29 protein-coding genes are annotated in these 25,394 nt (G+C 66.6%); 13 read left to right on the top strand and 16 right to left on the bottom strand.

Going from position 1 to position 25,394, the window contains the following annotated elements; all coding sequences use genetic code 11:
* A partial coding sequence (locus K1Y73_RS15710) for a Na+/H+ antiporter NhaA (RefSeq protein ID WP_225029255.1) occupies nt 1-1,187 on the bottom strand: 1,187 nt, incomplete at its 3' end.
* A gap of 53 nt (nt 1,188-1,240) precedes the next feature.
* On the opposite strand from K1Y73_RS15710, the gene K1Y73_RS15705 reads away from it, so the two are divergent.
* From K1Y73_RS15705 to rpsI, 4 genes are all read left to right on the top strand, one after another.
* Entirely contained in the window at nt 1,241-1,879 is a 639-nt protein-coding gene (locus K1Y73_RS15705; protein ID WP_404819098.1) for a uracil-DNA glycosylase family protein, read from the top strand.
* Nucleotides 1,876-2,664, top strand: coding sequence for an SseB family protein (locus tag K1Y73_RS15700; RefSeq protein ID WP_225029253.1), 789 nt, complete (start codon nt 1,876-1,878; stop codon nt 2,662-2,664). The genes K1Y73_RS15705 and K1Y73_RS15700 overlap by 4 nt, the downstream gene beginning before the upstream one ends.
* Before the next feature lie 155 nt (nt 2,665-2,819).
* Complete coding sequence (gene rplM / locus K1Y73_RS15695) at nt 2,820-3,284, top strand: 50S ribosomal protein L13 (protein ID WP_225029252.1); 465 nt, start codon at nt 2,820-2,822, stop codon at nt 3,282-3,284.
* Between the two features lie 4 nt (nt 3,285-3,288).
* Nucleotides 3,289-3,777 carry a 30S ribosomal protein S9 gene (gene rpsI / locus K1Y73_RS15690; RefSeq protein ID WP_225029251.1) on the top strand — a complete coding sequence of 163 codons (489 nt, stop codon included), beginning with the start codon at nt 3,289-3,291 and terminating at the stop codon, nt 3,775-3,777.
* Between the two features lie 179 nt (nt 3,778-3,956).
* On the opposite strand, the gene K1Y73_RS15685 is transcribed toward rpsI, so the two are convergent.
* Complete coding sequence (locus tag K1Y73_RS15685) at nt 3,957-4,184, bottom strand: DUF1127 domain-containing protein (RefSeq protein WP_225029250.1); 228 nt, start codon at nt 4,182-4,184, stop codon at nt 3,957-3,959.
* 91 nt (nt 4,185-4,275) lie between these two features.
* On the opposite strand from K1Y73_RS15685, the gene K1Y73_RS15680 reads away from it, so the two are divergent.
* From K1Y73_RS15680 to K1Y73_RS15660, 5 genes are all read left to right on the top strand, one after another.
* The gene (locus tag K1Y73_RS15680; RefSeq protein WP_225029249.1) at nt 4,276-5,679 is read left to right on the top strand and encodes an aminotransferase-like domain-containing protein; all 1,404 of its coding nucleotides are present in this window, start codon (nt 4,276-4,278) and stop codon (nt 5,677-5,679) included.
* Nucleotides 5,680-5,807: 128 nt separating this feature from the next.
* Entirely contained in the window at nt 5,808-6,068 is a 261-nt protein-coding gene (locus tag K1Y73_RS15675) for a hypothetical protein (RefSeq protein WP_225029248.1), read from the top strand.
* Nucleotides 6,069-6,273: 205 nt separating this feature from the next.
* The gene (locus K1Y73_RS15670) at nt 6,274-7,143 is read left to right on the top strand and encodes an ABC transporter permease (RefSeq protein ID WP_225029247.1); all 870 of its coding nucleotides are present in this window, start codon (nt 6,274-6,276) and stop codon (nt 7,141-7,143) included.
* Nucleotides 7,140-7,949, top strand: coding sequence for an ABC transporter permease (locus K1Y73_RS15665; RefSeq protein WP_225029246.1), 810 nt, complete (start codon nt 7,140-7,142; stop codon nt 7,947-7,949). Before K1Y73_RS15670 ends, K1Y73_RS15665 begins: the two co-directional genes overlap by 4 nt.
* The gene (locus K1Y73_RS15660) at nt 7,946-9,043 is read left to right on the top strand and encodes an ABC transporter ATP-binding protein (RefSeq protein ID WP_225029245.1); all 1,098 of its coding nucleotides are present in this window, start codon (nt 7,946-7,948) and stop codon (nt 9,041-9,043) included. The genes K1Y73_RS15665 and K1Y73_RS15660 overlap by 4 nt, the downstream gene beginning before the upstream one ends.
* Before the next feature lie 145 nt (nt 9,044-9,188).
* Here K1Y73_RS15660 and K1Y73_RS15655 read toward each other — a convergent pair whose 3' ends face one another.
* The 6 genes from K1Y73_RS15655 to K1Y73_RS15630 all read right to left on the bottom strand — a co-directional run bounded on the left by K1Y73_RS15655 (nt 9,189) and on the right by K1Y73_RS15630 (nt 14,977).
* Nucleotides 9,189-9,797, bottom strand: a complete 609-nt coding sequence (locus K1Y73_RS15655; protein WP_225029244.1) for a TetR/AcrR family transcriptional regulator — start codon at nt 9,795-9,797, stop codon at nt 9,189-9,191.
* A gap of 1 nt (nt 9,798) precedes the next feature.
* Nucleotides 9,799-10,680: a polyphosphate kinase 2 gene (gene ppk2, locus K1Y73_RS15650; RefSeq protein WP_225029243.1), complete on the bottom strand. Its 882-nt coding sequence runs from the start codon at nt 10,678-10,680 to the stop codon at nt 9,799-9,801.
* A 114-nt stretch (nt 10,681-10,794) separates the two neighbouring features.
* Nucleotides 10,795-11,718: a homoserine O-acetyltransferase MetA gene (gene metA, locus K1Y73_RS15645; protein WP_225029242.1), complete on the bottom strand. Its 924-nt coding sequence runs from the start codon at nt 11,716-11,718 to the stop codon at nt 10,795-10,797.
* Nucleotides 11,719-11,771: 53 nt separating this feature from the next.
* Nucleotides 11,772-12,647, bottom strand: a complete 876-nt coding sequence (locus K1Y73_RS15640; protein ID WP_225029241.1) for an ATPase — start codon at nt 12,645-12,647, stop codon at nt 11,772-11,774.
* Nucleotides 12,648-12,770: 123 nt separating this feature from the next.
* The gene (locus K1Y73_RS15635; protein WP_225029240.1) at nt 12,771-13,925 is read right to left on the bottom strand and encodes an outer membrane protein transport protein; all 1,155 of its coding nucleotides are present in this window, start codon (nt 13,923-13,925) and stop codon (nt 12,771-12,773) included.
* Nucleotides 13,926-14,083: 158 nt separating this feature from the next.
* Complete coding sequence (locus K1Y73_RS15630; protein WP_225029239.1) at nt 14,084-14,977, bottom strand: DMT family transporter; 894 nt, start codon at nt 14,975-14,977, stop codon at nt 14,084-14,086.
* Between the two features lie 156 nt (nt 14,978-15,133).
* Between K1Y73_RS15630 and K1Y73_RS15625 the strand changes: the two genes are divergently transcribed.
* Nucleotides 15,134-15,718, top strand: coding sequence for a hypothetical protein (locus K1Y73_RS15625; RefSeq protein ID WP_225029238.1), 585 nt, complete (start codon nt 15,134-15,136; stop codon nt 15,716-15,718).
* On the opposite strand, the gene K1Y73_RS15620 is transcribed toward K1Y73_RS15625, so the two are convergent.
* Complete coding sequence (locus K1Y73_RS15620) at nt 15,697-15,969, bottom strand: putative quinol monooxygenase (RefSeq protein WP_225029237.1); 273 nt, start codon at nt 15,967-15,969, stop codon at nt 15,697-15,699. The two genes, K1Y73_RS15625 and K1Y73_RS15620, sit on opposite strands and share 22 nt — an antisense overlap.
* 220 nt (nt 15,970-16,189) lie before the next feature.
* Nucleotides 16,190-17,746, bottom strand: coding sequence for a glutamine-hydrolyzing GMP synthase (guaA, locus tag K1Y73_RS15615; RefSeq protein ID WP_225029236.1), 1,557 nt, complete (start codon nt 17,744-17,746; stop codon nt 16,190-16,192).
* 268 nt (nt 17,747-18,014) lie between these two features.
* Here guaA and K1Y73_RS15610 point away from each other — a divergent pair, with 268 nt between their 5' ends.
* Complete coding sequence (locus tag K1Y73_RS15610; RefSeq protein WP_225029235.1) at nt 18,015-19,565, top strand: trimethylamine methyltransferase family protein; 1,551 nt, start codon at nt 18,015-18,017, stop codon at nt 19,563-19,565.
* Nucleotides 19,566-19,612: 47 nt separating this feature from the next.
* On the opposite strand, the gene K1Y73_RS15605 is transcribed toward K1Y73_RS15610, so the two are convergent.
* Nucleotides 19,613-19,897, bottom strand: a complete 285-nt coding sequence (locus tag K1Y73_RS15605) for a DUF6477 family protein (RefSeq protein WP_225029234.1) — start codon at nt 19,895-19,897, stop codon at nt 19,613-19,615.
* A gap of 212 nt (nt 19,898-20,109) precedes the next feature.
* Between K1Y73_RS15605 and K1Y73_RS15600 the strand changes: the two genes are divergently transcribed.
* Nucleotides 20,110-21,246, top strand: a complete 1,137-nt coding sequence (locus K1Y73_RS15600; protein ID WP_225029233.1) for a DUF6456 domain-containing protein — start codon at nt 20,110-20,112, stop codon at nt 21,244-21,246.
* 68 nt (nt 21,247-21,314) lie between these two features.
* On the opposite strand, the gene K1Y73_RS15595 is transcribed toward K1Y73_RS15600, so the two are convergent.
* On the bottom strand, nt 21,315-22,001 hold the full coding sequence (locus tag K1Y73_RS15595) for an aquaporin (RefSeq protein WP_225029232.1): 687 nt from the start codon (nt 21,999-22,001) through the stop codon (nt 21,315-21,317).
* Nucleotides 22,002-22,142: 141 nt separating this feature from the next.
* Here K1Y73_RS15595 and lipA point away from each other — a divergent pair, with 141 nt between their 5' ends.
* Complete coding sequence (gene lipA, locus K1Y73_RS15590) at nt 22,143-23,093, top strand: lipoyl synthase (RefSeq protein ID WP_225029231.1); 951 nt, start codon at nt 22,143-22,145, stop codon at nt 23,091-23,093.
* 79 nt (nt 23,094-23,172) lie between these two features.
* Here the strand turns inward: lipA and K1Y73_RS15585 are convergent, their stop codons facing one another.
* Genes K1Y73_RS15585 through K1Y73_RS15570 form a run of 4 tightly spaced genes read right to left on the bottom strand, consistent with a single transcriptional unit; the run spans nt 23,173 to nt 25,221 of the window.
* Complete coding sequence (locus K1Y73_RS15585; RefSeq protein WP_225029230.1) at nt 23,173-23,418, bottom strand: N-(5'-phosphoribosyl)anthranilate isomerase; 246 nt, start codon at nt 23,416-23,418, stop codon at nt 23,173-23,175.
* A gap of 43 nt (nt 23,419-23,461) precedes the next feature.
* Nucleotides 23,462-24,088, bottom strand: coding sequence for a glutathione S-transferase family protein (locus K1Y73_RS15580; protein ID WP_225029229.1), 627 nt, complete (start codon nt 24,086-24,088; stop codon nt 23,462-23,464).
* Nucleotides 24,085-24,981: a c-type cytochrome gene (locus tag K1Y73_RS15575; RefSeq protein WP_225029228.1), complete on the bottom strand. Its 897-nt coding sequence runs from the start codon at nt 24,979-24,981 to the stop codon at nt 24,085-24,087. The genes K1Y73_RS15580 and K1Y73_RS15575 overlap by 4 nt, the downstream gene beginning before the upstream one ends.
* A gap of 54 nt (nt 24,982-25,035) precedes the next feature.
* Entirely contained in the window at nt 25,036-25,221 is a 186-nt protein-coding gene (locus tag K1Y73_RS15570; RefSeq protein ID WP_225029227.1) for a hypothetical protein, read from the bottom strand.
* Between the last annotated feature and the right edge of the window lie 173 nt (nt 25,222-25,394).

Below are 25,394 nucleotides of genomic sequence, written 5' to 3'. Positions count from 1 at the left end.
AGCAGCGCCAGCGGGCCCGCCAGCAGGCTGAGCGCCAGGCCCAGCCTTGCCGCCTCTTGCATCGCGCCGCCGGGCAGGGCCGCGTCGATCGCCACGGCCGGCACGGTGAAGCCCATCGCCAGAAGCGCGACGATCCGGCCCAGATCGGCCGGCGTGACGCGCGGCGGCAGGTGCAGGCCCAGCCCGCGCCACAGGATCAGCCCCGCCAGACCCATGCCCAGCGGCCGGCCGATCCACAGGCTGCCCAGCACCACCAGCGTGGTGGGCGCGAAGGCCATCAGATCCACGCCGCCCCGCAACAGCCCGAACAGGAACAGCACCAACGCCACCGGCTGCGCCATCAGCCGCACCAGCCGGTTCAGCGGATCTTGCAGGAACCCCTCGGCCTCGGCGAACAGGCCGAAGCTGCGCTCGGCATGGGCGATGGCCGGGATCACCGGCAACAGCCCCAGCGCCCCCGGCAGGCCCGAGGCCGCCACGCCGAACCAGGACAGGCCGCCCGCCAGCACATAGGGCCAAAGCGCCAGGGAAAGCCGCCGGTCGCGCTCGGTCGCGCCATGGCGTGCCAGCCGGCCGCGCAGCTGCCAGACCCCCAGGCTTGCCAGCAGCGGCAGCGCCAGCCACAGCAGCCGGATCGACAGATGCGGGTTGGACAGGCCAAGGACCAGCAGCGCCAGAATGTCGGTGGCAATCGCCAAGAGCAGCAGCAGATGCAGGGCAGGGTGGCCGGTGCCGAACAGCCGCCGCCCGATCAGATAGGCCAGCACCGTGTCGCTGCCCAATGGCACCGTCCAGCCGCCGCCCGGCACCGCCTCGGCCGCGGTCTCGATCAGCGCCTGCAGGATCAGCCAGGCCAGCGCCGCCCCCGCCATGCCGCCGAAGGTAAGCCCGAAGGGCAGCCAGGCGCGCCGGCCCGACAGGGCGCCCCGCTCCAGGATCAGCGCCTCCCACAATTCCTTGCCGATGACGAAGAAGAACCCCGCCATCAGAATGTCGGTGACGATCAGGAAGGGCGTCAGGCTGACCGGCATGCGCCACATCCAATGCGGCAGGGGCAGATCGGCCAGCCGCCATTCGATGAAATCGTAATAGCTTTCCGGCGCCAGATTGACCCAGAGCGTGGCAAGGCTTGCGCCCGACAGCAGCGCCATGCCGAAATGGCGCATATGAGGAGAAATGCGATACATCCGGAACCCGTCTTTCCTTTGGTCCTAGCCGCTGCGGCGGGGCCTCGCAAGCGATGGAGCCGCCTGTGACCGATCTGCCGCAGCCGCCGGTGCCGCAAGACCACGCGCCGCTGGTCGACCAGATCCGCGCCTGCCGGATCTGTGCCGCGCGCTTCGCCGCCACGGCGACGGCGCATCAGCCGCGGCCGGTGGCCTGGTTCCGGCCCTCGGCCCGGCTGTTGATCGCAGGCCAGGCGCCGGGGGCGCGGGTTCATGCCTCGGGCCGGCCCTTCACCGATCCCTCGGGCGACAGGCTGCGGGCCTGGACCGGCCTTGCGCCCGAGGACTTCTATGATCTGGACCGGGTGGCGATCGTGCCGATGGCCTTCTGTTTCCCGGGCTATGATGCCAAGGGCGCCGACCTGCCGCCGCCGCCGGTCTGTGCCGCGACCTGGCGCGCCAGGGTGATGGCGGATCTGCCGCAGATCCGGCTGGTCCTGGCGGTGGGCGGGGCGGCGATCCGCTGGCATCTGGGCCCGGGCCGGATGGGCGACAGGGTGGCCGATTGGCGCCAGGCGCTGGCGCGCGGCACCTTCCCCTTGCCGCATCCGTCCTGGCGGAATACGGCATGGCTGAAGCGCAATCCCTGGTTCGAGGCCGAAGCCGTGCCCGAGCTGCAGGCAAGGGTGCGCGCGGTGATGGAGGCCGGATGACCGTTGTAACCTTGCTTGATGCCGCCCATGCCGCGCTGTCGGCCGATCCCGGCAATGAAAAGCTGCAATTGCGCTTTTACGAACGGCTGGCCGATGGCGAACTGTTCCTGCTTCTTGACCGCGAGGCCGAGGGCGAGGTGCTGGATCCACGGATCTTTCCCCTGGAAAGCGGCCCGGTCGTGCTGGTCTTCGACCGGGAAGAGCGGCTGGCCGAATTCTCGGGCGGGGTTGCGCCCTATGCGGCGCTGCCGGGCCGGGTGATCGCGCAGGTGCTGCGCGGGCAGGGCGTGGGGCTTGGGGTGAATCTGGGCGTGGCGCCGTCGGAAATGCTGCTGCCGCCCGAGGCGCTGGACTGGCTGGCCGAAACGCTGGAGGGCGGGCCCGAAGAGACCGAGGCCCAGCCGGAAGAGCTGCTGCCCCCCGCCGTGCCCGAGGCGCTGGTCTCGGCGCTGGATGCAAAGCTTGCGCGGGCGGGCGGGCTGGCGGTGGCGGCGGTGCTGGCGGGCGTGCGCTATCAGGGTGGCCGGCGCGGCCATGTGCTGGGTGTGCTGGGGGCGGCACCGGGGGCCGAGCCGGCGCTGGCGCGGGCCGTGCGCGAGGCGCTGGTGTTTTCGGGCATCGAGGCGGGCGAGCTGGACGTGATCTTTCTGGATCCCGACAGCGCGGTTGCGGGTTCGCTGATCCGCGTCGGGCTGCGCTTCGATCTGCCGCAACCCGAAGCGCCCGCCGCGCGCGCGCCGCAGGCGCCGGGCAGCGACCCGGCGAAACCGCCGCGGCTGAAGTAGCGAAACGCTGGGGTATTTTGATACCGCATAATATAACGCATTGATTTTCAACGATAGAATTTGCCTTCCCCAGCTTGATCTTCAGCCCGCTTTCGGCGATAAGCCGCCATCCGAGATTCCGGGGGCTTCGTGCCCCCCTTCGTTTGGGAAAACGCATGAAAACCTTCACCGCTACCCCGGCGGACATCGAGAAGAAGTGGATCCTGATCGACGCCGAGGGCGTCGTTCTGGGTCGCCTCGCCACGATCGTCGCCAATATCCTGCGCGGCAAGAACAAGCCGACCTTCACGCCCCATATGGACATGGGTGACAATGTCATCGTCATCAACGCCGACAAGGTGCAGATGACGGGCAAGAAGCGCGAAGACAAAGTCTATTACTGGCACACCGGCCATCCGGGCGGGATCAAGTCGCGCACCGCGCGGCAGGTGCTGGAAGGCGCCCATCCCGAGCGCGTGGTGGAAAAGGCTGTCGAGCGGATGATCACCCGCAACCGCCTGGGCCGCCAGCAGATGAGCAATCTGCGCGTCTATGCCGGCGCCGCTCATCCCCATGAAGCGCAGCAGCCGACGGTTCTTGACGTCAAGGCGCTGAACCCGAAGAACACCCGGAGCGCGTGACACCATGGCTGACATCAAGTCTCTCGACGATCTGAAATCGGCCGTGGGTGCGGCGGCGGCTCCGGCTGCCGAAGCGGCCGCGCCGCGCGCGCCCGTCCGCGACAAGCTGGGCCGCGCCTATGCGACCGGCAAGCGCAAGGACGCGGTCGCCCGCGTCTGGGTCAAGCCCGGCTCGGGCAAGGTTGTGGTCAACGGCAAGGAAATGGCGGTCTATTTCGCCCGTCCCGTGCTGCAGATGATCCTGAAGCAACCCTTCACCATCGCCAATGTCGAAGGCCAGTTCGACGTCTATGCGACCGTCGCGGGTGGCGGGCTTTCGGGCCAGGCCGGCGCGGTGAAGCATGGCATCTCGAAGGCGCTGCAACTGTACGAACCCAGCCTGCGCCCGGCGCTGAAGGCTGCGGGCTTCCTGACCCGCGACAGCCGCGTCGTCGAACGGAAAAAGTACGGCAAGCCGAAGGCCCGCCGCTCGTTCCAGTTCTCGAAGCGCTAATTTGGGGGGGGCCTGCGCGCCCCGACCCTTCGCCGAAATCGAAAGGCCCGCCATCCGGCGGGCCTTTTGCTTTGCCGGCGTTTTGCGTTGCGGTCTGGGGGCGAACCTGACCTGCGGGCATGAAAAAAGGGGCCGGTTGCCCGGCCCCGCAGTCCGCTCAGGGGAGCATGGGGAATGGATCAGGCGCGCCAGAACGCCTTCTGCGCCTCGATGTCGCGATGCGCGGCCGACAGGCCCACGTCCCGCAGCATATGCGGGTCCAGGCGGGCAAGGGCACGGCGCGACTGGCGGCGCTCGTCCCAGCGGGCAAGCGTCATCGCCAGCGCCACCAGGGCGCGGGACAGGGGCGGCAGGCTGGCCGGTGCGGCCAAGCTCAGGGCGGGGGCGGTGGTATACGTCCGGGGCATCTGCCCCTCCTCTTTCCTTGTATTGATACAAAACGGTTGTTTTGGTAGAGGAAAGATAACAATCCTCCTATTGAGTCGCCAGAGATACATTGTGCCGGATACAAGTTGGACTCCCGAACTGGCCGCCTTTCCGGGCCCGAAATACCAGGCGCTCAGCCGTGCCCTGCGCGAGGCGGTGCGGATCGGCGATCTGCCGCAGGGCACGCAATTGCCGACGGTGCGCGATCTGGCCTGGCGGCTGGGCCTGACCCCGGGCACCGTGGCGCGGGCCTATCAATTGGCCACGCAGGAAGGGCTTCTGGAGGCGACGGTCGGCCGCGGCACCTTTGTCGCCTCGTCGCATCCGCGGCTTGGCCCGACCCAGCCGCTTTACATCGAACGCGTCGGCGGGATGGAGAAGGGGCTGGTCGATCTGCGCCCGCCGCAAGTGCCCGAAGTCGGCCAGGCCGAGGCCTTTGCCGCCGGGCTGCGCTGGATGGCGGATTGTACCGATACAGACTGGCTGGATTACACCTCGCAGCACAGCGAGGCGCCGTTGCGCGCCGAAATCGTGCGCTGGATGGGCGACCGGCAGCTGGGCCCGATCGGGCCCGAGGATGTGGCGCTGACCCATGGCGGGCAGAACGCGGTCAGCCTGATCCTGAACACGGTCCTGCGCGGCGACCGGCCGGTGGTGCTGATCGAGGAACTGGCCTATCCCGGCTTCCGCTATGCCGCCCGCGCCGCGCGCGCCGAGGTGATCGGGGTGGAGATCGACGAATGGGGCATCGTGCCCGAGGCGCTGGAGGCCGCCTGCCGCCGCCACGGGCCGCAGCTTCTGTGCCTGACGACCGAGGCACAGAACCCCACGACCGGCCGCATGCCGCTGGAACGCCGCAGCCGGATTGCCGAAATCGCCCGGGCCTATGACCTGCAAGTGCTTGAGGACGATTGCTATTCGGTTGCCGAAAGCAATATCCCCTCGCTGCGGGCACTGGCGCCGGAACGGGTCTGGCTGGTGTCCTCGGTGTCGAAAACCCTGTCGGCGGCGCTGCGCTTCGGCTTTGTGATCTGCCCGGTCGGCATGGGCGAGGCGGGCCGGCTTTCGGCGCAATACGGCTACTTTGCCCTTGCCCGACCGGTGTCGGATCTGTGCCGCTACCTGTTCCAGTCCGGCGCCGCCTATGAGATCCGCGCCCGGGTTCAGGCCGAATTCGCCGCAAGGTTGCAACTGATGGTCAACCGGCTGGGCGCCTTCGATCTGCGCTGGCAACCGGGCGTGTCCTTCGCCTGGCTGATGCTGCCGCAGGGCTGGCGCGCCTCGACCTTCACCCGCATGGCCGAGGCCGAACGGGTTCTGGTGCGCTCGGCCGATGAATATGCGCTGATCGGGGGCAGGGCGCCCAATGCGGTGCGCATCGCTGTGGCGGGCAATGTGCCGCTGCGCGACTATGAGGCGGCGCTGGACCGGCTGGCCAAGCTGCTGGCCCATCCGCCGGCCGATCTGGCGGTATAAGGCGCGCGCCGCTGCCCCAGGTGTGGCGGCGCGGACTCAACCTGCGGGATTATCGCGGTTGTGAATTGACGCAACCCCCTGTCCGGGCGAGGCTTTGTCCCGAGGCATCATCTGAACGAGATCCTGAAATGGGACAGCAGAGCAGTTTTCACGCGCCGCATGGCGGGGCGGATTTTCTGGGTTGGCGCAAGCGCAAGGGCGAGACCGAGATCGTCTATGACGACGGCGTCGCGCGGCGCATGGTCTGGCGTGTGGCACAGGGCGCGACGGTGGCCGAAGCGCGCCTGTCCGAAGCGCTGCAGGTCGCGGTGGGCAGCCACCGGATTCTGCCCGCGCTTTATGACGAGCTGAAAAAACGGGCAATCGCCATCGAACGCATCGCTGGCTGAGGCGGCGTCGGGCAGGGCTGCCGCGGCTGGGCACGCATTCCGCGGCCCCGGTCGCGCGCGCCCCTTTGACATTTCCCCCTGCCGCGGCCGAAACTCGGGCTTGCCAAGCTGCATGGCGGGCGGCAAGATTTGATCAAACAATGCGGCCGGCAACGGCCCGATCCGGGAAACGGGGCCGCCGGGAAACGGGGCCGCAGGGGGGCCGATGGCGCAATCTTCATCAAGCGAGGCGAAGGCCGGCTGGCTTCTGGTCTCTCCGCCGGCGATCTATGCCGTGCTGCTGCTGGCCGCACCTTTGGCAACCGTGCTGGTCTATTCGGTGCTGACGGGTGAAAAGGGCGCGGTCTCGCTGCCCTTCACGCTGGAGAATTATCAGGAACTGTTCACCAAGCCGATCTATCGGGTGCTGATGGGCCGGTCGCTGATGATCTCGTTCCTGGTCACGCTGGCCACGGTGCTGCTGGCCTATCCGATTGCCTATTACGTCAGCTTCTACGTCAAGCCGTCGAAAAAGGCGCTGTGGCTGTTTCTGATCACCATTCCCTTCTGGACCAGCTACATCATCCGCGTGTCGCTGTGGCGCACGATCCTGGGCTATGACGGCATCGTCGATTCGGTGGTGATGGGGCTGGGCCTGTCGGACACGCAGCTGAACATCCTGTCGAACGGCGTGGCGTCGATCATCATCACGCTGGCCCATGCCTATGCGCCTTTCGCGGTGCTGCCGATCTTTGTCAGCCTGGAAAAGGTGGATCGGTCTTTGCTGGAAGCCGGGCAGGATCTGGGCGAAAGCCGCTGGATGACCTTCCTGCGGGTGACGCTGCCCTTGTCGCTGCCGGGGGTGATCGCGGCGGTGCTGATCGTCTTCATCCCGACCGTGGGCGACTACGTGACGCCCGAACTGATCGGCGGCGGCAAGACCCCGATGATCGCCAATCTGATGGAGACGCAGATGCTGAAGCAGCGCGACCAGGCCATGGGCTCGGCCATCGCGGTGGCGGCGATGACGATCGTGGCGGTGATCTCGCTGATCTTCGTTCTGTTGAACCGGCGGTTCCTGGGGGCGCGCAAATGAAGCGGGGATTCGGACTGAAGAGCTATGCGCTGCTGTATCTGCTGTTCCTGTATGCGCCGATCCTGATCCTGCCGCTGTTTGCCTTCAATGCGGGCACGGTCGTGTCTTTCCCGCTGAAAGGCTTTACCACGCAATGGTTTGGCGAGATGTGGGCCGACCAGAACCTGCGCCAGGCGCTGGGGCGCAGCCTGATCATCGCCTTCTCGACCGCGACGATCTCGACCATTCTGGGCATCTTCGCCGCCCGGGCCTCGGTGCGCTACCGCTTTCCGGGCAAGGGGCCGGTCTTCGGACTGATCCTGTTGCCGATGGTGCTGCCCGATATCGTTGTCGCCATGGCGCTTCTGGTGGTGCTGCTGTCGCTGGGGGTGACGCTGTCGATCGGCACGATCATCATGGGCCATGTGCTTTTGTGCATGCCCTTCGCGGTGGCGATCCTGACCTCGGCCTTCCAGTCGCTGGACAAGTCGCTTGAAGAGGCGGCGCTGGATCTGGGCGAGACGCCCTGGAGCACGTTCCGCCTGATCATCCTGCCTTTGGTCATGCCCGGCATCATCGCCAGCTTCCTGATCTGCTTCACCATTTCAATCGACGAATTCGTCGTCGCCAACTTCCTCGGCTCGGGCAAGCCCGTGCTGTCGGTCTATATCTTCGGGCAGTTCCGCTTTCCGGCGAAAGTGCCCGCCATGCTGGCTTTGGGCACGATCCTGGTCGCCTTCTCGGTCTGCCTTCTGGCCATTGCCGAATATTTCCGCCGCCGCGGCATCGCCAAGACGGGTGGCAAGGACAGCGGAGGCTTCCTGTGACAAGCGCAGACAAACCCACGATGATCGAGTTCAAGGACGTCCATAAATATTATGGCGATTACCACGCACTGCGCGGGATCAACGGCAAGATCCGCGCGGGCGAGTTCTTCTCGCTGCTGGGCCCCTCGGGCTGCGGCAAGACCACGCTTCTGCGCACCATCGCGGGGTTCGAGGACATCTCGTCGGGCGCGGTGCTGATCGACGGCAAAAGCATGGCCAATGTGCCGGCCAATGTGCGGCCCACCAACATGGTGTTCCAGAGCTATGCGATCTTCCCGCATATGTCGGTGGCCGAGAATGTGGGCTTCGGCCTGCGCCGCGATCCGCGGTCGAAGGCCGAGAAGGCCAAGGCGGTGGAAGAAGCGCTCGAGATGGTCGGGCTCAAGGGCTATGGCGCGCGGGCGGCGCATGCGCTGTCGGGCGGGCAGCGTCAGCGGGTGGCGCTGGCGCGGGCGCTGATCCTGAAGCCGAAAGTGCTGCTTCTGGACGAGCCGCTGAGTGCCCTCGACAAGAAGATGCGCGAACATATGCAGGTCGAGCTGATCAAGCTGCAGCGCCAGGTCGGGATCACCTTCATTCTGGTCACCCATGACCAGGAAGAGGCGCTGGTGATGTCGGACCGCATCGCGGTGATGTTCGAAGGCGAGATCGCCCAGCTGGCCGATCCCGAAACCCTGTACCGGCGGCCGAATTCCAAGAAGGTGGCGGATTTCATCGGCACGATGAACTTCATCCCCTGCGAGATCGTCTCGGAAGCCGGCGAGCATGTGACGGTCGATGCCAAGGGGCTGGGGCGCGTCGATCTGGATATCGGCCAGGCGCCGCCCGCGCGTGGCGAGGCGCCGGTCGTGGGCCTGCGCCCCGAGACGCTGACGCTGCTGTATCCCGGCCAGACCGCCACCGAACGCGCCACCGAAGGCGTGATCGACGAGGTGATCTATTTCGGCGACATGACCTATTACGATGTCTATCTGGGCGGCACCGATGTGGAAGTGCGGCTCAGCATGCGCAACGTGCCGGGCCGGCCGGTCCTGGATGTGGGCACCAAGGTGCAAGTGGCCTGGAGCCCCTCGGCGCTGGTGCTGTTCCGCTAGGGATTCGCCGGGCTTGCGCCCGACGAAGGCCTCCGGCGGGGATATTTGAGCAGAGAGGAAGGCATCAGCCGGTCTTTCTGCCCCTTCCTCTCTGCATAAATATCCCGGGGGTCCGGGGGCTGGCCCCCGGCGGGGTCAGCCTGGCCTAGCGGTCGGGCGGCAGCAGGCCCAGCCCGCGCAGATAGATGCCGATCCCGGCCTCCAGCAGCTCTTCGGCGGCGAAGGGCAGTTTGCTGTTTCCGCGCAGGTACAGTTCCACCACGCCATGCGAAAAGGCCCGCACATGGGCCGAGACCATGATCGCCGGCGGGCGGCGGTCGGGCGGCAGGTGCAGCGACAGGCCGGCGGCGGCGGCGTCCAGCGTGGCGCCGGCCTTGCGTGCCACCGTGTCCAGCCCGGGATGGTCGGCCAGCTGCAGCCCGCTTTCGAACATCGCCTGGTAATGGCCGGGATATTTGCGCGCGAAGGCCAGATAGGCGCGGCCCGTCGCCTCGAAGGCCGCCAGCGCCGAGGGCCGGCCGTGATCATAAGCGTATTCCATCAGCGCGGCGAAGATTTCAAAGCCTTCCCGCGCCACTTCGGCCAGAAGATCGTCACGGCCGGCGAAATGGCGATAGACCGCCGCGGGCGTCACATCGGCGGCCTTCGCCGCTTCCGACAGGGTGAATCCCTGCGGACCCTTCTCGGCGATCAGCGCGAGAGCGGCCTCGACCAGCGCCTGGCGCAGGTTGCCATGATGATAGCCGCGTTTCACCTCAGGCCTTCTGCCGCCCTTCGCGCAGCTCTGGCCCGCCGCAGATCGCCGGATCGGGCGCGCCGATGGCGGCCAGGTCGCGGCCCTTGTAATCGACCGAGTGCAGCAGGGTCTGGATCGCGGCGATCCGGGCGCGCTTCTTGTCATCCGACAGGATCACCGTCCAGGGCGCGGATTTGAACGAGGTCTTCGCCATCGTCTCGTCGATCGCGTCGCAATAGGCGTCCCATTTCGCCAGACCGTCAATGTCGATCTGGCTGAGCTTCCACTGTTTCAGCGGATCCTGCTCGCGGTCGAGAAAGCGCTTCAGCTGTTCGGCCCGGTCGACTTCCAGCCAGATCTTGCGGAAGACGATGCCCTCGTCGAGGATCATCTGCTCCACCTCGGGCAGCTGGCGGAAGAACTTCGCCCGCTCGGCCGGGGTACAAAAGCCGAAGACATGTTCGATGATCGCGCGATTGTACCAGCTGCGGTCATAAAGCGCGATCTCGCCCTTGGCCGGCAGCCAGTCGATGTAGCGCTGGAAATACCATTGCGCCGCTTCGCGTTCATTGGGTTTCGACAGGGCGACGATATAGGCCTGACGCGGGTTCAGGTTCTCGGTCACCGCCTTGATCGTGCCGCCCTTGCCGGCGGCATCGCGGCCCTCGAACAGCACCACCAGCCGCTTGCCCTGCGCCTTGATATCGGCCTGCATCCGCGCCAGTTCCAGCTGCAGCGCGGCCATCTTGGCCTCGTAATCCTTGCCCTTCATCTCTTCCCGATAGGGATAGGTCTTGGACAGGATCTCGTCCTTGCCGGCCTTCTCGATCGCCTTGCGCACCTCTTTCGGGGCGTCCTGCTTGAAATAGCGGCTGATCGCACCGTCGAAGGGCAGGGTCATCGGGGGCTCCTGATGTTTCGGCCGAACTCTGCGGCCAGTCTGCGGCGAGTATGGGGCCAGTATGGCGGCGGGCGGGCCGCGCCGCAATCGCGCCGCGGCCCCGAAAGGGCCGGTTCAGCCGCCGATCTTCGCCAGATCGAAGGGCGTGGTCTGGTAGATCTCGTTCACCCAGTTGCCGTACAAGAGATGCGCATGGCTGCGCCAGCGGTTCAGCGGCGGGCGCGAGGGATCGTCATCGGGATAATAGTTCATCGGCACGTTGATCGGCGTGCCATTCGCCACGTCGCGATCGTATTCCTGCTTCAGCGTGTCGCTGTCATATTCGAAATGGTTGAAGATATACAGCGCCCGATGCCCGGGATCTTCCACCAGACAGGGCCCGACCTCGTCCGACCCCAGAAGCGTGCGCAGGCCCGGTGCCGCGTCGATCTCGGCCTGGCGCATCTCGGTCCAGCGGCTGACCGGAATGACGAAATCATCCGAGAATCCGCGCAGATAGGGCGAGGTGGGCGCAAGGTTCTGGTGGCGGAAACAGCCGAAGGCCTTGTGGTCCAGCATGTGCTTCTGCACGCCGTGGAAATGGTTGATCATTGCCATGCCGCCCCAGCAGACGCCGAAGGTGGAATGCACATGGCTTTGCGTCCAGTCCATGACCTGGCACAGCTCGTCCCAATAGGTGACGTCCTGGAAGGCCAGATGCTCGATCGGGGCGCCGGTGATGATCAGCCCGTCGAATTTCTCGCCCGTGGCCGCCACTTCCGAGAAGGGGCGATAGAAGGTCGCCATATGTTCGGCGGCGGTGTTCTTGGTCTGATGTTCCGACATGCGGATCAACTGGAAGTCGATCTGCAGGGGCGTGGCGCCGATCAGCCGGGCGAACTGGTTCTCGGTCTGGATCTTCTTCGGCATCAGATTCAGCAGGCCAATCCGCAGGGGGCGGATGTCCTGGCCGGCGGCGCGGTGCGGCGACATGACCATCACGCCCTCATTCCGCAGGACGTCAAAGGCGGGGAGGGTTTCGGGAAGGGTGATGGGCATGATGCGGGTCCCTTGGGAAGGCGGGGTCTATCTAGGCGGCGGGGATCGGGGGATCAAGCGGGCTGCCGGTTCGGGCTGCGGTCGATGGCGCGGGCGATCAGCGCGTCGAAATCGGCGGCGCTGCGCAGGCTGCCCATCTCGTCGGCCGAGACGGTAACGCCGCGGCGCGCCATGGCCTGGTAGCGCGGCTGGCGATGCGCCAGAAGGCGGGCATAGCCGAAGCGCAGGAAGGCATCCGGGTCGACCCGGTCTTCGGGCAGGCCATGCAGCGCCAGATATTCGGCCCAGAGCCCGGCCAGGAAGGCGGGATTGTAGTAGATCGGCTTCGGCGCCCGGTCGAAACGCGCGATCAGCCGGTCGCGATGCGCCTCGGTCCCCTCGATCCAGACCAGAAGCAGCGTCTCTTGCAGTTGCGCCAGCACCGGATCGGCGGGATCCGACGGATCCACCACCTCGCAGATCGAACCGGAACTGTCGCAGATGAAGTTGCGATAGCCGTAAAGCTCGGCTGCGCGGCTGATGAAGCGCGCCGTGTCCAGCGTGGCTGCGACCTCGGCCTGGCGATGCTCTTCCTGCCGCCGGCAATATTCGGCGAAGGGCAGGCCGCCCTTGGCCGGATCGCCGGGCTTGCCCAGATAGGTGGACAGGGGGGCGAGATTGTCGAAGGTGATGTTCGAGGCGATGTAGACGGAATCCGACAGCAGCAATTCACGCAGCAGCGGCACCTTCATCGCCTCGCGCTTGAACATGTCGGCGATGTATTCGCCCATGTAATGCGTGCCGATCCGGTAATCGACCGAGTAGTGAAACCAGCTGCCCGTGTCGCGCAGCAGGTTCGAGGCATGGGTCTTGCCCAGGCCCGACATGCCGAACAGCATCACGCGCTTGTCGGTCGCGTCCAGATAGTCCTTGCCGCTGCGGTAGATCATCGCCAGCCGTCTTTCCCCGTAAACCCCGCCCCCTGTTAGCGCCCGGGCGGCGGGGCGGCAATGCAAAACCCCGCCCCGGGGCTGACCTGGGGCGGGGCTGACCTTTGGCGCCGGGGCGCGGGATCAGAAGCTGAAGCCGACCTTGATCCCCAGGGCCACAGCCGAGTTGCCGGTCATCTCGGCCCGGGCCGTGTCAGAGGTGGCAGCACTGGCATCGCCCAGGTCCAGATAGCGGGCGCCCATGGTGATCTTCATGTTGTCCTGGGTATAGACCGCGGCCAGACCGATGCCCTTGTAGCCATTGGTCGGCGCCAGCGGCGAAACCAGCGGATCGCCCTCGGGTTCATAGGTCACGAAGACCGAGCCGGACCAGTTGTCGTTGAACTTGCGCCCGACCCCCAGCGTATAGGTGGTGGTGTCTTCCAGTTCGACCAGCCCGCTGCCCGTGGCGCCGGTGAAATATTGCGGGTCGATCAGGAAGCTGCTCCAATCCACCCAGCGGATCGAGCCGAAGACCAGCGTGTTCTGGGCGACGCCCGACTGGAAGTCGAGATTCACCGCCTGCGGCGTGTCGACCGAGGTGGTCGAGGTCAGCGGCACGCCGGCCGGGATCGGGCCCAGCGCGGTCGAGAAGGTCTCGGTCGTATCAAGGTCATGGGTGACCTTCGAGAAATAGGTGATCGCGACACGCAGCGCGATTTCCGGCTTCTCGAAGGCGGCGCCGACCAGATAGCCGGTGCCCCAGGCATCGTCGAAGGTGACGTTGTAGCCGCTGAGATTCACCGGGCCGGGCGGGTCATAGGCAAAGCCCGACAGCGTGACTTCGCCCGAGGCTTTCGACGCGCGGATCCCGGCATGGGCCGAGAAGCCACCATCGAACTTGTAGCGCAGGATGCCGGTGATGACGTCACTGTTCAGCTCGGCCATGGTGCCGCCCAGCGCGATGGAATCGCCCAGCGGATAGCTGATATCGGCGCCGTAATCCTGGCCATAGATGATCGCGCCCGACAGCCGGTCGGTGAAATCGTATTTCAGCGCGATGCCGGGCAGGCTGTGATTGCCGGCGACGCTGCCAGTATTGCGGCCGCCGAAAAGGGCCACATCATTGCCGCTGACGCTGGGGTTGATCAGCCCGTAGCTGAGTTCGGCATAATTGCCTTGTTCGAAGATGATGCCGATCGACTGGCCGGACCGATCGACCCCGCCGGCCGAGGCTGCACCGGCCGCCAGGCCCAGCGCCGCACCCATTGCCGCGGTCGTCAGAAGAATGCGCTTCATTTTCCTCATCCCATCAAAGGATTTCCCCTGATCGCAGGGTATCAAGGGTGTGCTGTCGGTCAATCAATGACGCGACGTCACGGGTTTGTGAACCTTTGATTGTTGCTGTCCGGTCGATCCGGGCGCGACTGTCGCATCCTTGCCAGACCGGCGGCCGGTCAGTCCCGGGCCGCGGGCCGGGCGCGGGCGCTGCGCAGGGTGATGCCATTGGCCAGCAGGATCAACCCGGCGCCCAGGGCCAGGCCCAGGCTCAGCGGTTCGCCATAGAACAGCGCGCCGATCAGGGCCAGCAGCGGCAGGCGGGCGAAATCCATCGGCACGACCTGGCTTGCCGGCGCCAGCGCCAGCGCCGAGGTCAGACAGAAATGCGCCGAAAGCCCGCCCGCGGCGATCAGGGCCAGATAGGGCAGGGTCTGCGCATCGGGCAGGGCGATCTGCCCGTCCCAGCTGGCCAGGATCAGACCGAAGACCGATTGCGTCACCACCAGCCAGAACAGGATCGTCACGATATCCTCGTGCCGGGTCAGCCGCTTGGTCAGGATCTGGGTGGCGGCGAAAAACAGCGAGGCGGCAAAGCCCGCCACCACCCCGGCCTCGACATGGCCGAAATCCGGGCGCGCCACGATCAGGACGCCGCCAAACCCGATCAGCGCCGCCAGCATCTTGGCCAGCGTCAGCCTTTCGCCCAGAACCAGCGGCGCGGCCAGAACGACCCAAAGCGGCGAGGTGAATTCCAGCGCCACGGCCTGCGCCAGCGGAATGGTCAGGATCGCATAAAGCCACAGCGCCTGACCCGAGAAATGCACCGCATTGCGCAGCACATGCGCATGCAGCCGCCGGGCCCGGATCCGGTGCAGCTGGCCCAGCGCCGCCGCGATCCCCACCACCAGCACCACGCCGATCAGCGAGCGATAGGTCAGGATCTCGAATGTGTCATGGCGGTGCTTGACCATGCGGCTTGCGATGGCGATGGCCGAGAAGGACAGGATCGAGCCCATCATCCACAGCGCGGCGCGCCAGAGCGGGGCAAGGACAGGGCGGTCTTCGGGCATCGGGCGCATGCCCCTGTCTCGCCAAGGACGCGGTCTTTGTCCAGCCCGCGCGGCACGCGGCGCGCCCGCTTGCGGGGCAAGGCCATTTCAGGGCAAGCCGGCAGACGAAATGGGAAAGACAGGATTCGCCTTTTCCGCCAGGGATCGGAGCGCCTTATGGACCCCCAGATCGTCGCACATGTGCTGCACGTGATCTCGATCGCGCTGCTGGTCGGCGGCTTGGCGCTGCTGGCGCTGGCGGTCGAGCCGGCCTTGCGCAATCCGGGCGGCGCGCCGGCCGAGGACCGGCTGCTGCTGGAGGTTCAGGCGCGGTTCGGCGCCCTGACCCGGCTGGCGCTGCTGGGGGTCTTCCTGTCGGGTCTGTGGATGCTGTCGGCGCCGCAGCGCAACGGTTTTCTGGGCGGAGAGGGCCATCCGGGGCTGCATCTGGCGCTGCTGTGCTGGGCGGCGATCGCGCTGGTGCTGTTCGTGCTGCAGCCGCTGCTGCTGGCGCGCTGGCGCCAGGGTCTGGGCGACGGGGCCGCGGCCGCAGCGCCCGAGGCGGAGGATCTGCCCCCGCTGGCCGCCGATCCGCAGGCCAGGCTGCGTCGGATCACGCGCTGGCAAAGGCTGCATCTGGGGCTTCTCGGCATCGCGCTGGTCGCGCTGCTGGGCGGCAGTCTTGAGGCGCATGGCCAGCCGATCCGCCGCATGGCCGAGGTGCCGCGCGCCGAGGGCGCTCAGAGCCCCGAGCTGCGGTAATCGCGCCGCAGATGCGCCGTGGCCTTGTACCAGGCCGAAGCGCGGTTGCGCGCCTGATGGGCGTCAAAGGCGGCACGATCGGTAAAGCGTTCCTCGACCTGCCAGACCAGCGGGTCGCTGGTGCGGGTGACCGAGAAGGACAGGCAGCCCGGCTCGGCCCGGGTCAGGCGGATATGCTCGGGCAGAAGCGAGGCGACCAGATCGGCCTCGACCGCATTGCCGCAGATCAGGCGGCCCGACAGGGTGATCATGGCTGCTCGGTCATCTTGAAAACAATGGTAGTGAACTGATGCGATTTTACAGGTCGGGCAAGGGATTTCGCGTCCGCCGCAGAAAATTCCGGGCCTTGGGGCGGAGGCGCATCACATCATCAGCCGTCGGCACTGGACATGCGGTTCGGACACCCTGGCTGAGCAGGCGTGTCGTGGCCTGACGGGCCGGGTTCTGCCCCGGCCCGTCTTGGCCGCGGCCTTATTCGAGTTCGATCGTTCCCGGCGGTTTCGAGGTCACGTCGTAGAAGACCCGGTTCACGCCCTTGACCTCGTTGATGATCCGCGTCGCGGTTTCGCCCAGGAAATCATGGGTGAAAGGGTAATAGTCGGCGGTCATGCCGTCCACACTGGTCACCGCGCGCAACGAGATGGCGTAGTCATAGGTGCGCCCGTCGCCCATCACGCCCACGGTGCGCATCGGAAGGATCGCGGCGAAGGCCTGCCAGATCTCGTCATACAGCCCATGCTTGCGGATCTGGTCGATATAGACCGCATCGGCCCGGCGCAGGATTTCCAGCTTCTCACGGGTGATCTCGCCCGGGCAGCGGATCGCCAGGCCGGGGCCGGGGAAGGGGTGGCGGCCGATGAAACTGTCGGGCAGGCCCAACTCGCGGCCCAGGGCCCGGACCTCGTCCTTGAACAGCTCGCGCAGCGGCTCGACCAGTTTCAGGCCCATCTTTTCCGGCAACCCGCCCACATTGTGATGCGACTTGATGGTGACCGAAGGCCCGCCCGAGAAGGAAACGCTTTCGATCACATCGGGGTAAAGCGTGCCCTGGGCCAGGAATTCCGCGCCCTCGATCTGGTTGGCGTATTTCTGGAACACGTCGATGAACAGCCGCCCGATGGTCTTGCGCTTGACCTCGGGGTCCGAGACGCCTTCCAGCGCGCCCAGGAACAGATCGCTTTCATCGGCATGGATCAGGTTCAGATTGTAGTTCTCGCGGAACATCCGGGTGACCTGCTCGGCCTCGTTCAGCCGCAGGAGGCCATGGTCGACGAAGACGCAGGTCAGCTGGTCGCCGATCGCTTCATGCAGCAGGATGCCGGTGACCGAGCTGTCCACGCCGCCCGACAGCGCGCAGATCACCTTCTTGTCGCCGACCTGGGCGCGGATCTTGGCGATCATCTCTTCGCGATAGGCGCCCATCGTCCAGTCGCCGGTGAACCCAGCCAGCCGCACGAAATTCTCATACAGCTTGGCGCCATGCGGGGTGTGATGCACTTCGGGGTGGAACTGCACCGCGTAGAAGTTCCGCGCCGGATCGGCGGTGATCGCATAGGGCGCATTGGGCGAGGTGCCAAAGACCTGGAAGCCCGGCGCCAGTTTCGACACATGGTCGCCATGCGACATCCAGACCTGCTCGTTGCCGGCATTGAACCAGCCCTCCAGCAGGGGCAGCCGCGCTTCGGTTGGCGTCACGAAGGCGCGGCCGAATTCTGCCGTGCCATGGCCGCCTTCGACATGGCCGCCCAGGCACTGCATCATCACCTGCTGGCCGTAGCAGATCCCCAGGATCGGCACGCCCAGATCGAAGACGCCCTTCGGCGGCATCGGCGCGTTTTCCCAATAGACCGAGGCCGGCCCGCCCGAGAAGATCACCGCTTTCGGGGCGAAATCCTTCAGGAAGGCCTCGTCGACGCGGTTATAGGGGTGGATTTCGCAATAGACCTTCAGCTCGCGCAGGCGCCGCGCGATGAGCTGGGTGACTTGCGAGCCGAAGTCGATGATGAGAAGGCGATCATGCTGGGTCATGCGCCCGCGTAGCCCCAGCACGGGGGAATCGCAAGAGGCAGGCGCATGCGGGCGGCCGAGGCTGGGGGGGTCACACCCCCCTCGCCAACGGTCTTGAACCGGTGGCGACGCGCTGGCTCGCCCCGTGGGATATTTTTGCAGAGAGGAAGACGGGTCGTTTTCGGCGCGGCGGCATGTCGCTTTCGGCGGGCATGTGACGCAATCGGGGGGCGGATCTTCCGGGTTTGGCGGCATAAGGGCGGCAAATGTTGCACCCCGGGAGGCGGCGATGAGCGAGACAGATGTTGCAATGGCGGGCGGCGCAAGGCGGGCTCGGGGCGGCGGTGCGGCCCGGCGGGCCGAGCGGACGGCCGTCAGCTTCGAAACCGCGCGCTATATCGAGCGCAACATCCCGAATTTCGAAGTTCTGAACGACGAGGCGCTGTCGATCATCGAAACCAATGCCGAGACGGTGCTGGAAGAGATCGGGGTGAATTTCGTCGAAAACCCGGGCGCGCTGCAGCGCTGGCGCGAGGCCGGGGCCGATGTGCGCGGCGAGCGGGTGCATATTCCGCGCGGCCTGGCGCGCAAGCTGTGCGCCACCGCGCCGCGGACCTTCACCCAGCAGGCCCGCAACCCCGAACGCAATGTGGAGATCGGCGGCCGCGGCCTGGTTCTGGCGCCGGTCTATGGCCCGCCCTTCGTGCGTGATCTGGAAGGTGGCCGGCGCTATGCGACGATCGAGGATTTCCAGAATTTCGTGAAGCTCGGCTATATGTCGAAATGGCTGCACCATTCCGGTGGCACGGTCTGCGAGCCCACCGATGTGCCGGTGAACAAGCGCCATCTCGACATGCTGCTTGCCCATATGACCCTGTCGGACAAGCCCTATATGGGCTCGGTCACCGAACCGTCGCGGGCCGAGGATTCGGTCGCCATGTCGGATATCCTGTTTGGCGGGCTGAATGACCGCACGGTGATGACCAGCCTGATCAACATCAACTCGCCGATGACCTTCGACGGGATCATGATGGGCGCGCTTGAGGTTTACGCCAAGGCCAACCAGGCCTCGATCGTGTCGCCCTTCATCGTGGGCGGCGCGATGGCGCCGGTGACGGTGGCCGGCACGCTGACCCAGGTCATGGCCGAATGCCTGGCGGGGGTGGCCTATTCGCAGCTGGTGCGGCCCGGATCGCCGGTGATCATGGGCGCCTTCGTGACCTCGATCGACATGAATTCGGGCGCGCCGACCTTTGGCACGCCGGAAGCGGCGATGATCACCTATGGCGCGGGGCAATTGGCGCGGCGGCTGGGCCTGCCCTATCGCTCGGGCGGGGCGTTCTGCGGCTCGAAACTGCCCGATGCGCAGGCGGCCTATGAAACCGCCAACAGCCTGAACATGGCGCTGCTGGCGGGCGTCAACTTCATGCTGCATGCCTGCGGCTGGCTGGAAGGCGGGCTGGTGTCGTCCTACGAGAAATTCGTGATGGATGCCGATCAGCTGGGAGCGCTGCATCACATGGCCCGCGGCATCGCCATGGACGAGAATGCCCAGGGCATGGAGGCGATCCGCGAAGTCGGCCCCGGCGGGCATTATCTGGGCTGCGCGCATACCCAGGCCAATTTCAAGCAGGCCTTCTGGCGGACCGAACTGCTGGACTACAAACCCTTCGAGACCTGGGAAGAAGAGGGCGCGCGCGACACGCAGGCGCTGGCCTCGGTCCGGGTCAAGAAGATGCTGGGCGACTATCAGGCCCCGGCGCTGGACGAGGGCACGCGTGAGGCGCTGGACGAATTCGTGGCCAAGCGCAAGGCCTCGATGCCCGACGCCTTCATCTGAGAAATCCGCGCGCCCGGGCATGCGGGCGCGTGGATTCTTCCTGCCGGTCAGGCGCTCCGGGGCGCGGACAGAAGCCGCGCCTCGGCAATCAGCGTCACCAGCACCTCGATGTGATCCGAGATCGAATAGCCCGCATCGCCGCGCAGCCTGATCTCTTCAAGCGCCGCCTCGGCCGCGATCAGCCGCGGCACGATCCGCTCGGCCACCGTCTCTCCGGGAACCAGACGCTGCAGCATGCGCGTGCGGCGGTAATCGGCCAGGCCGAAGCGCACGGCGCGCATCAGCAGGCATGGGCGGCGCATCTCGGCCAGAACAGTACGGAAATCGGACATGGACCCCTCCGGTGACAGACCGGGGCATCCTGCGCTGCCACAACTTCGCGTTGCGGCAGCGGCTGCTGCTGCGTTCTCAGCACTCGGGTTTCTTTAGGATTTGGTTACCATTTTCGAGAACGGGTTAATCATTGACGCCCGTGTTCGGCGGCGTCGCGGGGGCGAAAAGCCCCGTCTGCGGCGCCGGGTACCAGGTCTGTCTTTACTGCGGGATGTGTGTGTTGGTTGCTTCGTCGCTTGCTTGCCTGCCGCAATGGGTGCCCCCGCCCGTGCGCCTGTATCTGAGCCATACCGAAGGCGGAACCTCGCTTCGGGCGCTGGCGCGGGAAACCGGGGTGAATGCCTCGACTGTGCTGCGCCAGGTGCGCCGCTATGAAAGCCGCCGTGACGATCCGTTGATGGATGGGGCGCTGGCGGCGCTGGCACAGGCGGCCCTGCGGGCCGCTGTGCCGATCGACCTTGATCCCTCGACAAAGGAAAAGCCCCAGATGAGCGCTCCGATCCGCGATTTCGGCCCGATGCCCGATGAAATCCAGCTGCTGCGCGAGGGGCGCCGCGTGCTGCGCCGCCTGGCCGAGCCCGGCGCCGTGCTGGCCTTTGCGCCCGAGATGGAAAAGGCGGTGGTGATGCATGAATTTCCCGATGGCCGCGTGGTGCGCACGGCGATCCTGGACCGGGTCATGGCGCAGGCCTTCAGCCTGAAGGACTGGATCCAGTGCCGCAAGGCGGGGCGGATCTCGACCTACGAGATCTCGGCCGCGGGGCGCGCGGCGCTGAAGCGAATGCTGGATGACGAGGATCGGGCGCGTGGCAGCGGGTTGGAAGAGGCGGCCCAGCCCTTTGCCGACCAGCACCGGGTCTGGGGCGAGCGGGTGGTGGACGGGCCGGCGGGCCTGCGGCGGACGCGCTACAATCTGGCCGAAAGCCCGGTGGCGGTCTTGGGGCGGCGGCGCGACAAGGACGGCAAGCTGTTCCTTGAATCGCCGCTGGTCGAGGCGGCCGAACGGCTGCGCGAGGATTTCGAACTGGCGCAGCTGGGGCCTCGGGTGGCGCAGAACTGGGAACGCTTCCTGACCGGCGGCGATCGGGGCGGCTTTCGCGGCGACAGCGGCCTGGCCGAGGGGCCGGCGCGGGCACGCGAACGGGTGGCGGCGGCGCTGCGCGATCTGGGCCCGGGCCTGGGCGATGTGGTCCTGCGGGTCTGCTGCTTTCTGGAAGGCATCGAGACGGCCGAGCGGCGGATGGGCTGGGCAGCGCGCTCGGGCAAGATCGTGCTGCGCATCGCGCTGATGCGGCTGCGCCGGCATTATGACGAAACCTATGGCAGGGCGGGGCCCTTGGTCGGCTGATCGCGGGCCCATGTGAAAACGGCCCGGCGGATCTGCCGGGCCGTCTTTTCTTGCGCCATCCGCGGCGCTTAATCGGCGCGGGTCAGGCCGTTGCGGTGCAAGATCCCCGCCAGCGCGGCGCCGGCCAGCGGTGCCAGGATAAACACCCAAAGCTGCGCCAGGGCGCGGCCGCCTTCAAACAGCGCCGGGCCGATCGAGCGGGCGGGGTTGACCGAAACGCCGGTCACCTTGATGCCGACCAGATGGATCGCGGCCAGGGTCAGGCCGATCGCCAGCCCGGCAAAGCCCGCGCTTGCGCCCGGGCCGGTCGCGCCCAGGATCACCGTCACGAAAAGAAAGGTCATCACGGCCTCGAAGACCAGCGCCGCGACCAGGCTGTATTCGCCCAGATAGCCCGGCCCATAGCCGTTCGAGCCCAGCCCGCCGCCAAAGCCCGCGCTGCCCGAGGCCACGATCCACAGCACTGCCGCGCCGGCAATCGCGCCCAGAACCTGCGCGATCACATAGGTCACGAAGCTGGCCGTCGTCATCCGCCCGGCCAGCAGCACCCCCAGCGACACGGCGGGGTTCAGATGCGCGCCGGAAATCGCGCCCAGCCCATAGGCCGCGGCAACAATCGCCAGACCGAAGGCCAGCGCGATGCCGGTCAGGCCGATGCCGCTTGTGCCATCGGCGCCGGCAATCACCGCCGCGCCGCAGCCGAAAAAGACAAGAATGAAAGTGCCGATCAGCTCGGCGGTGAAGATCTTCGTCATGCGTCCCTCCTGTAGCCGGGTTGCGCCCCGGACATGGCCCCCCGGCGCCAATGCGCAGGAGCGTCGGTTGCCTTGCGGCCAGCTTGAGATTATGTCGGAAGGGTTCGCCCGGTCAGGGGGAAATTCTGGGGGGAATCCGCCATGCGTGACCTGAAGCTGCCTGAAGAGCGCCATCCCGAAAAGGCGCATCGGCCCGATCAGGCCCAGCCGAAGAAGCCGGCCTGGATCCGCGTCAAGGCGCCGACCTCGGAAGGCTACAAGGCCACGCGCGACATCCTGCGCGAGAAGAAGCTGGTCACCGTCTGCGAAGAAGCCGGCTGCCCCAATGTCGGCGAATGCTGGAGCCAGGGTCACGCCACCATGATGATCATGGGCGAGATCTGCACCCGCGGCTGCACCTTCTGCAATGTGGCGACCGGCAAGCCCCAGGCGCTGGACGTGTTCGAGCCGGGCCGCGTCGCCCATGCGGTCAGCGAGTTGGGACTGAACCATGTCGTGGTGACCAGCGTTGACCGCGACGATCTGGACGATGGCGGGGCCGAGCATTTCGCCCAGACCATCCGCGCGATCCGCCATCGGCGGCCGGAAACCACGATCGAGGTGCTGATCCCGGATTTCCTGAAATCCGCCCCCGGTGCCTTGGAAACGGTGGTCGCGGCGAAACCGGATGTTCTGAACCACAATCTGGAAACCGTGCCCGGTCTTTACCCCGAAGTGCGCCCCGGCGCGCGCTATTTCCATTCCTTGCGGCTGTTGCAGCGGGTCAAGGAGTTGGATCCGACCATGTTCACCAAATCGGGGATCATGGTGGGTCTGGGCGAAGACGGGCAGGCGGTGCGCCAGGTCATGGATGACATGCGCGCGGCCGATGTCGATTTCCTGACCATCGGCCAATATCTGCAGCCCACGCCCAAGCATCACCGCGTCGACCGTTTCGTGACGCCCGAGGAATTCGCCGCCTATGAAAAGGCGGCCTATGGCAAGGGCTTCCTGATGGTGTCGTCGACGCCGCTGACCCGGTCGTCCTACCATGCGGGCGACGATTTCGCCCAGCTGCGCGCGGCGCGTCTGGCAAAGCTCGGCCGCGCCTGAACCGATCCTTCGCCGAAGGATCGGTTCCGAGTTTTCGTCGAAAACTCGGTCTGCGGATCTTCTGCGAAGATCCGCTTTCTCAAAACAGCATCTGCACCGGGTCGCGGTTGCAGACCACGATGAACTGGTTGCGCGTCACCAGAAGGTGAAAGCCGCGCCGCCGCACCTCATCGCAGAACCGCTCGCGCCCGATCTCGTGATCGACCCAGGCGATCGAACGGCGCACCACGCCGCCCGCCGCGGCGCGGGCCGAGAAGATCTGGGCGATCCAGGCATCGGGATCGCGATGGGCGGGCGGCGGGGCAAGCGGGGCATCGCGTGTCATGCCCCGATCGTCGCGCGGCGAGGTTAAGCGCCGGTAAATCGTGTCAGGCCGGCGGGATGAAGGGCTGGCTGATCTCGGCAAAGACCGGCAAAGCCTCGGCCCGCGCCGCATGGGCCGCCAGCGCCGGATAGTGCGCGGGGTCGAACAGGTCGGGCAGGCTTTCGCGCAAATGCCGGATCGCACAGGCCAGCGCGATATCGGCATGGCTTAGCACATCGCCGAACAGCCAATCGCCCTTGGCGGCGGCCCGCGCGCGCTCCAGCGCCTGCAGGGTCGAGCCGATCTGCGCCTCGCGCCGGGCAGACATGACCGGCGAGGCCATGTCATGCAGGCTGCGCTCGTAGAACAGGCTGACGAACCGGTCGGCAAGGCCGGTGACCAGCGCGGTCAGCCGCCGCGCCTCGAAGGCCTGGTCGGGATCCTTGGGCCAAAGCCGCCGTTCGGGCCCGACCAGCCGGTCGAGATGGTCGAGGATCGCCTTGCTGTCGGTCAGCGCCGTGCCGTCATCGGTGATCAGGACCGGCACACCGCCCAAGGGGTTGACCTGCATCAGCATCTGCGCATCGCCGAAGACCGACCAGGGCCGATGCTCGAAAGGCAGGCCGTACAGTTTCAGCGCAATGCCCACGCGGCGCACGAAGGCGCTGTCATATTGCCCGATCAGGATCATTCCACCGGCTCCACCCGTTTCAGATAGGCTGCGACGGCCGCCGCATCCTCGGCCGGCAGTTTCGCGAAATTCTCGACCACATGCGCCATATGGCCGCCGACGCTGTCATAGTCGGGCGTGAAGCCCGAGGTCAGGTAATAGGCAATCTCGTCGGTCGTCCAGCCCAGCTTGGCGGGGGTGATGTTCGGCACGCGCGCCTTTCCCGTCGGGTCCGACGGATCGGCCGCCCCGGCCAGCCAGCGCGTTTTGTCCATGCCGCCCAAGGCGTTGCGCGGCGTGTGGCATTCGCCGCAATGGGTCAGCGCCTCGGCGATGTAGCGGCCGCGATCCTCGGTCGGGGTCAGATTGCCCGGCACGGCCCAATCCTGCGACAGGAACAGCAGCTTCCAGCCGCCCAGCGCCATGCGCAGGTTGAAGGGAAAGCCCAGTTCATGCGGGGCGCTGGGGGTCGGGTCGGCGGGCAGGGTCTTCAGATAGGCGTAAAGATCGGCCACGTCCTGCAGCTGCATCTTGGCGTAAGAGGCATAGGGCAGGGCGGGATAAAGATGCTCGCCCGCGGGCGACACGCCCCGGGTCAGCGCATTGGCAAGGTCGAGAACGCTCCAACTGCCGATCCCGGCCTGCGGGTCCTGGCTGATGTTCGGCGCGATGAACGTACCGAAATCCGACGGAAAGCGCTGCCCGCCCGTCAGCACCAGCTGATCGGCGCCCTTTGCCCCATCGGCCATGTGGCACGAGGCGCAGCCGGCGGCGGTGAAGATCCGCTCGCCCTTGGCCGCGTCGCCGGTCAGCCCGGCGACCGCACTTGCCGCAAGCGGTTTGGGCAGGGCCAGCCAATACAGCGCCCCGCCAGCGATCAGCGCCAGAAGCAGAAGATATCGGACAAGGCGCATGGTCGGTCTCCGCTTTGGGGTTTCGCGCCAGACTAGGCGGCCGGGCCGGGCTTGTCAGTTGCCGAAGCCGCCCTTGCGCGAAGAATTGACCGTCAGCCAGTCCGGCCAGCCGAACAGCGCCTCATAGCCGGCCAGCGCCAGACCCAGCGCGATGATGCCCAGGACCATGATCACCATCCGCTCGGAAGGCGGGTTCTGCGCCCAGCGCTTTGCGCGGATCAGCAGGCGGAACATGTTCATCTTGCAGCACTTTCCGGTCCGGCCTGGTCCCGGACCCAATCGGCAAGCTGATGCCAGGGCTGGGCCGAGAAATGCCCCCGCGCCGCGCCCGAGGGCGAGGGCAGGACGAAGACCGCCAGGCCCGGCCAGCGCGCGGCATCGGGCTGGCGGCCGGGGCGAAGTGGCTGGCGCGG

Origin of the sequence: Xinfangfangia pollutisoli (genome assembly GCF_020179405.1) — a bacterium.
Classification (GTDB): domain Bacteria; phylum Pseudomonadota; class Alphaproteobacteria; order Rhodobacterales; family Rhodobacteraceae; genus Pseudogemmobacter; species Pseudogemmobacter pollutisoli.
Note: the sequence above shows the minus strand (reverse complement) of the source record. Positions and strands in the feature narration are given on the sequence as shown.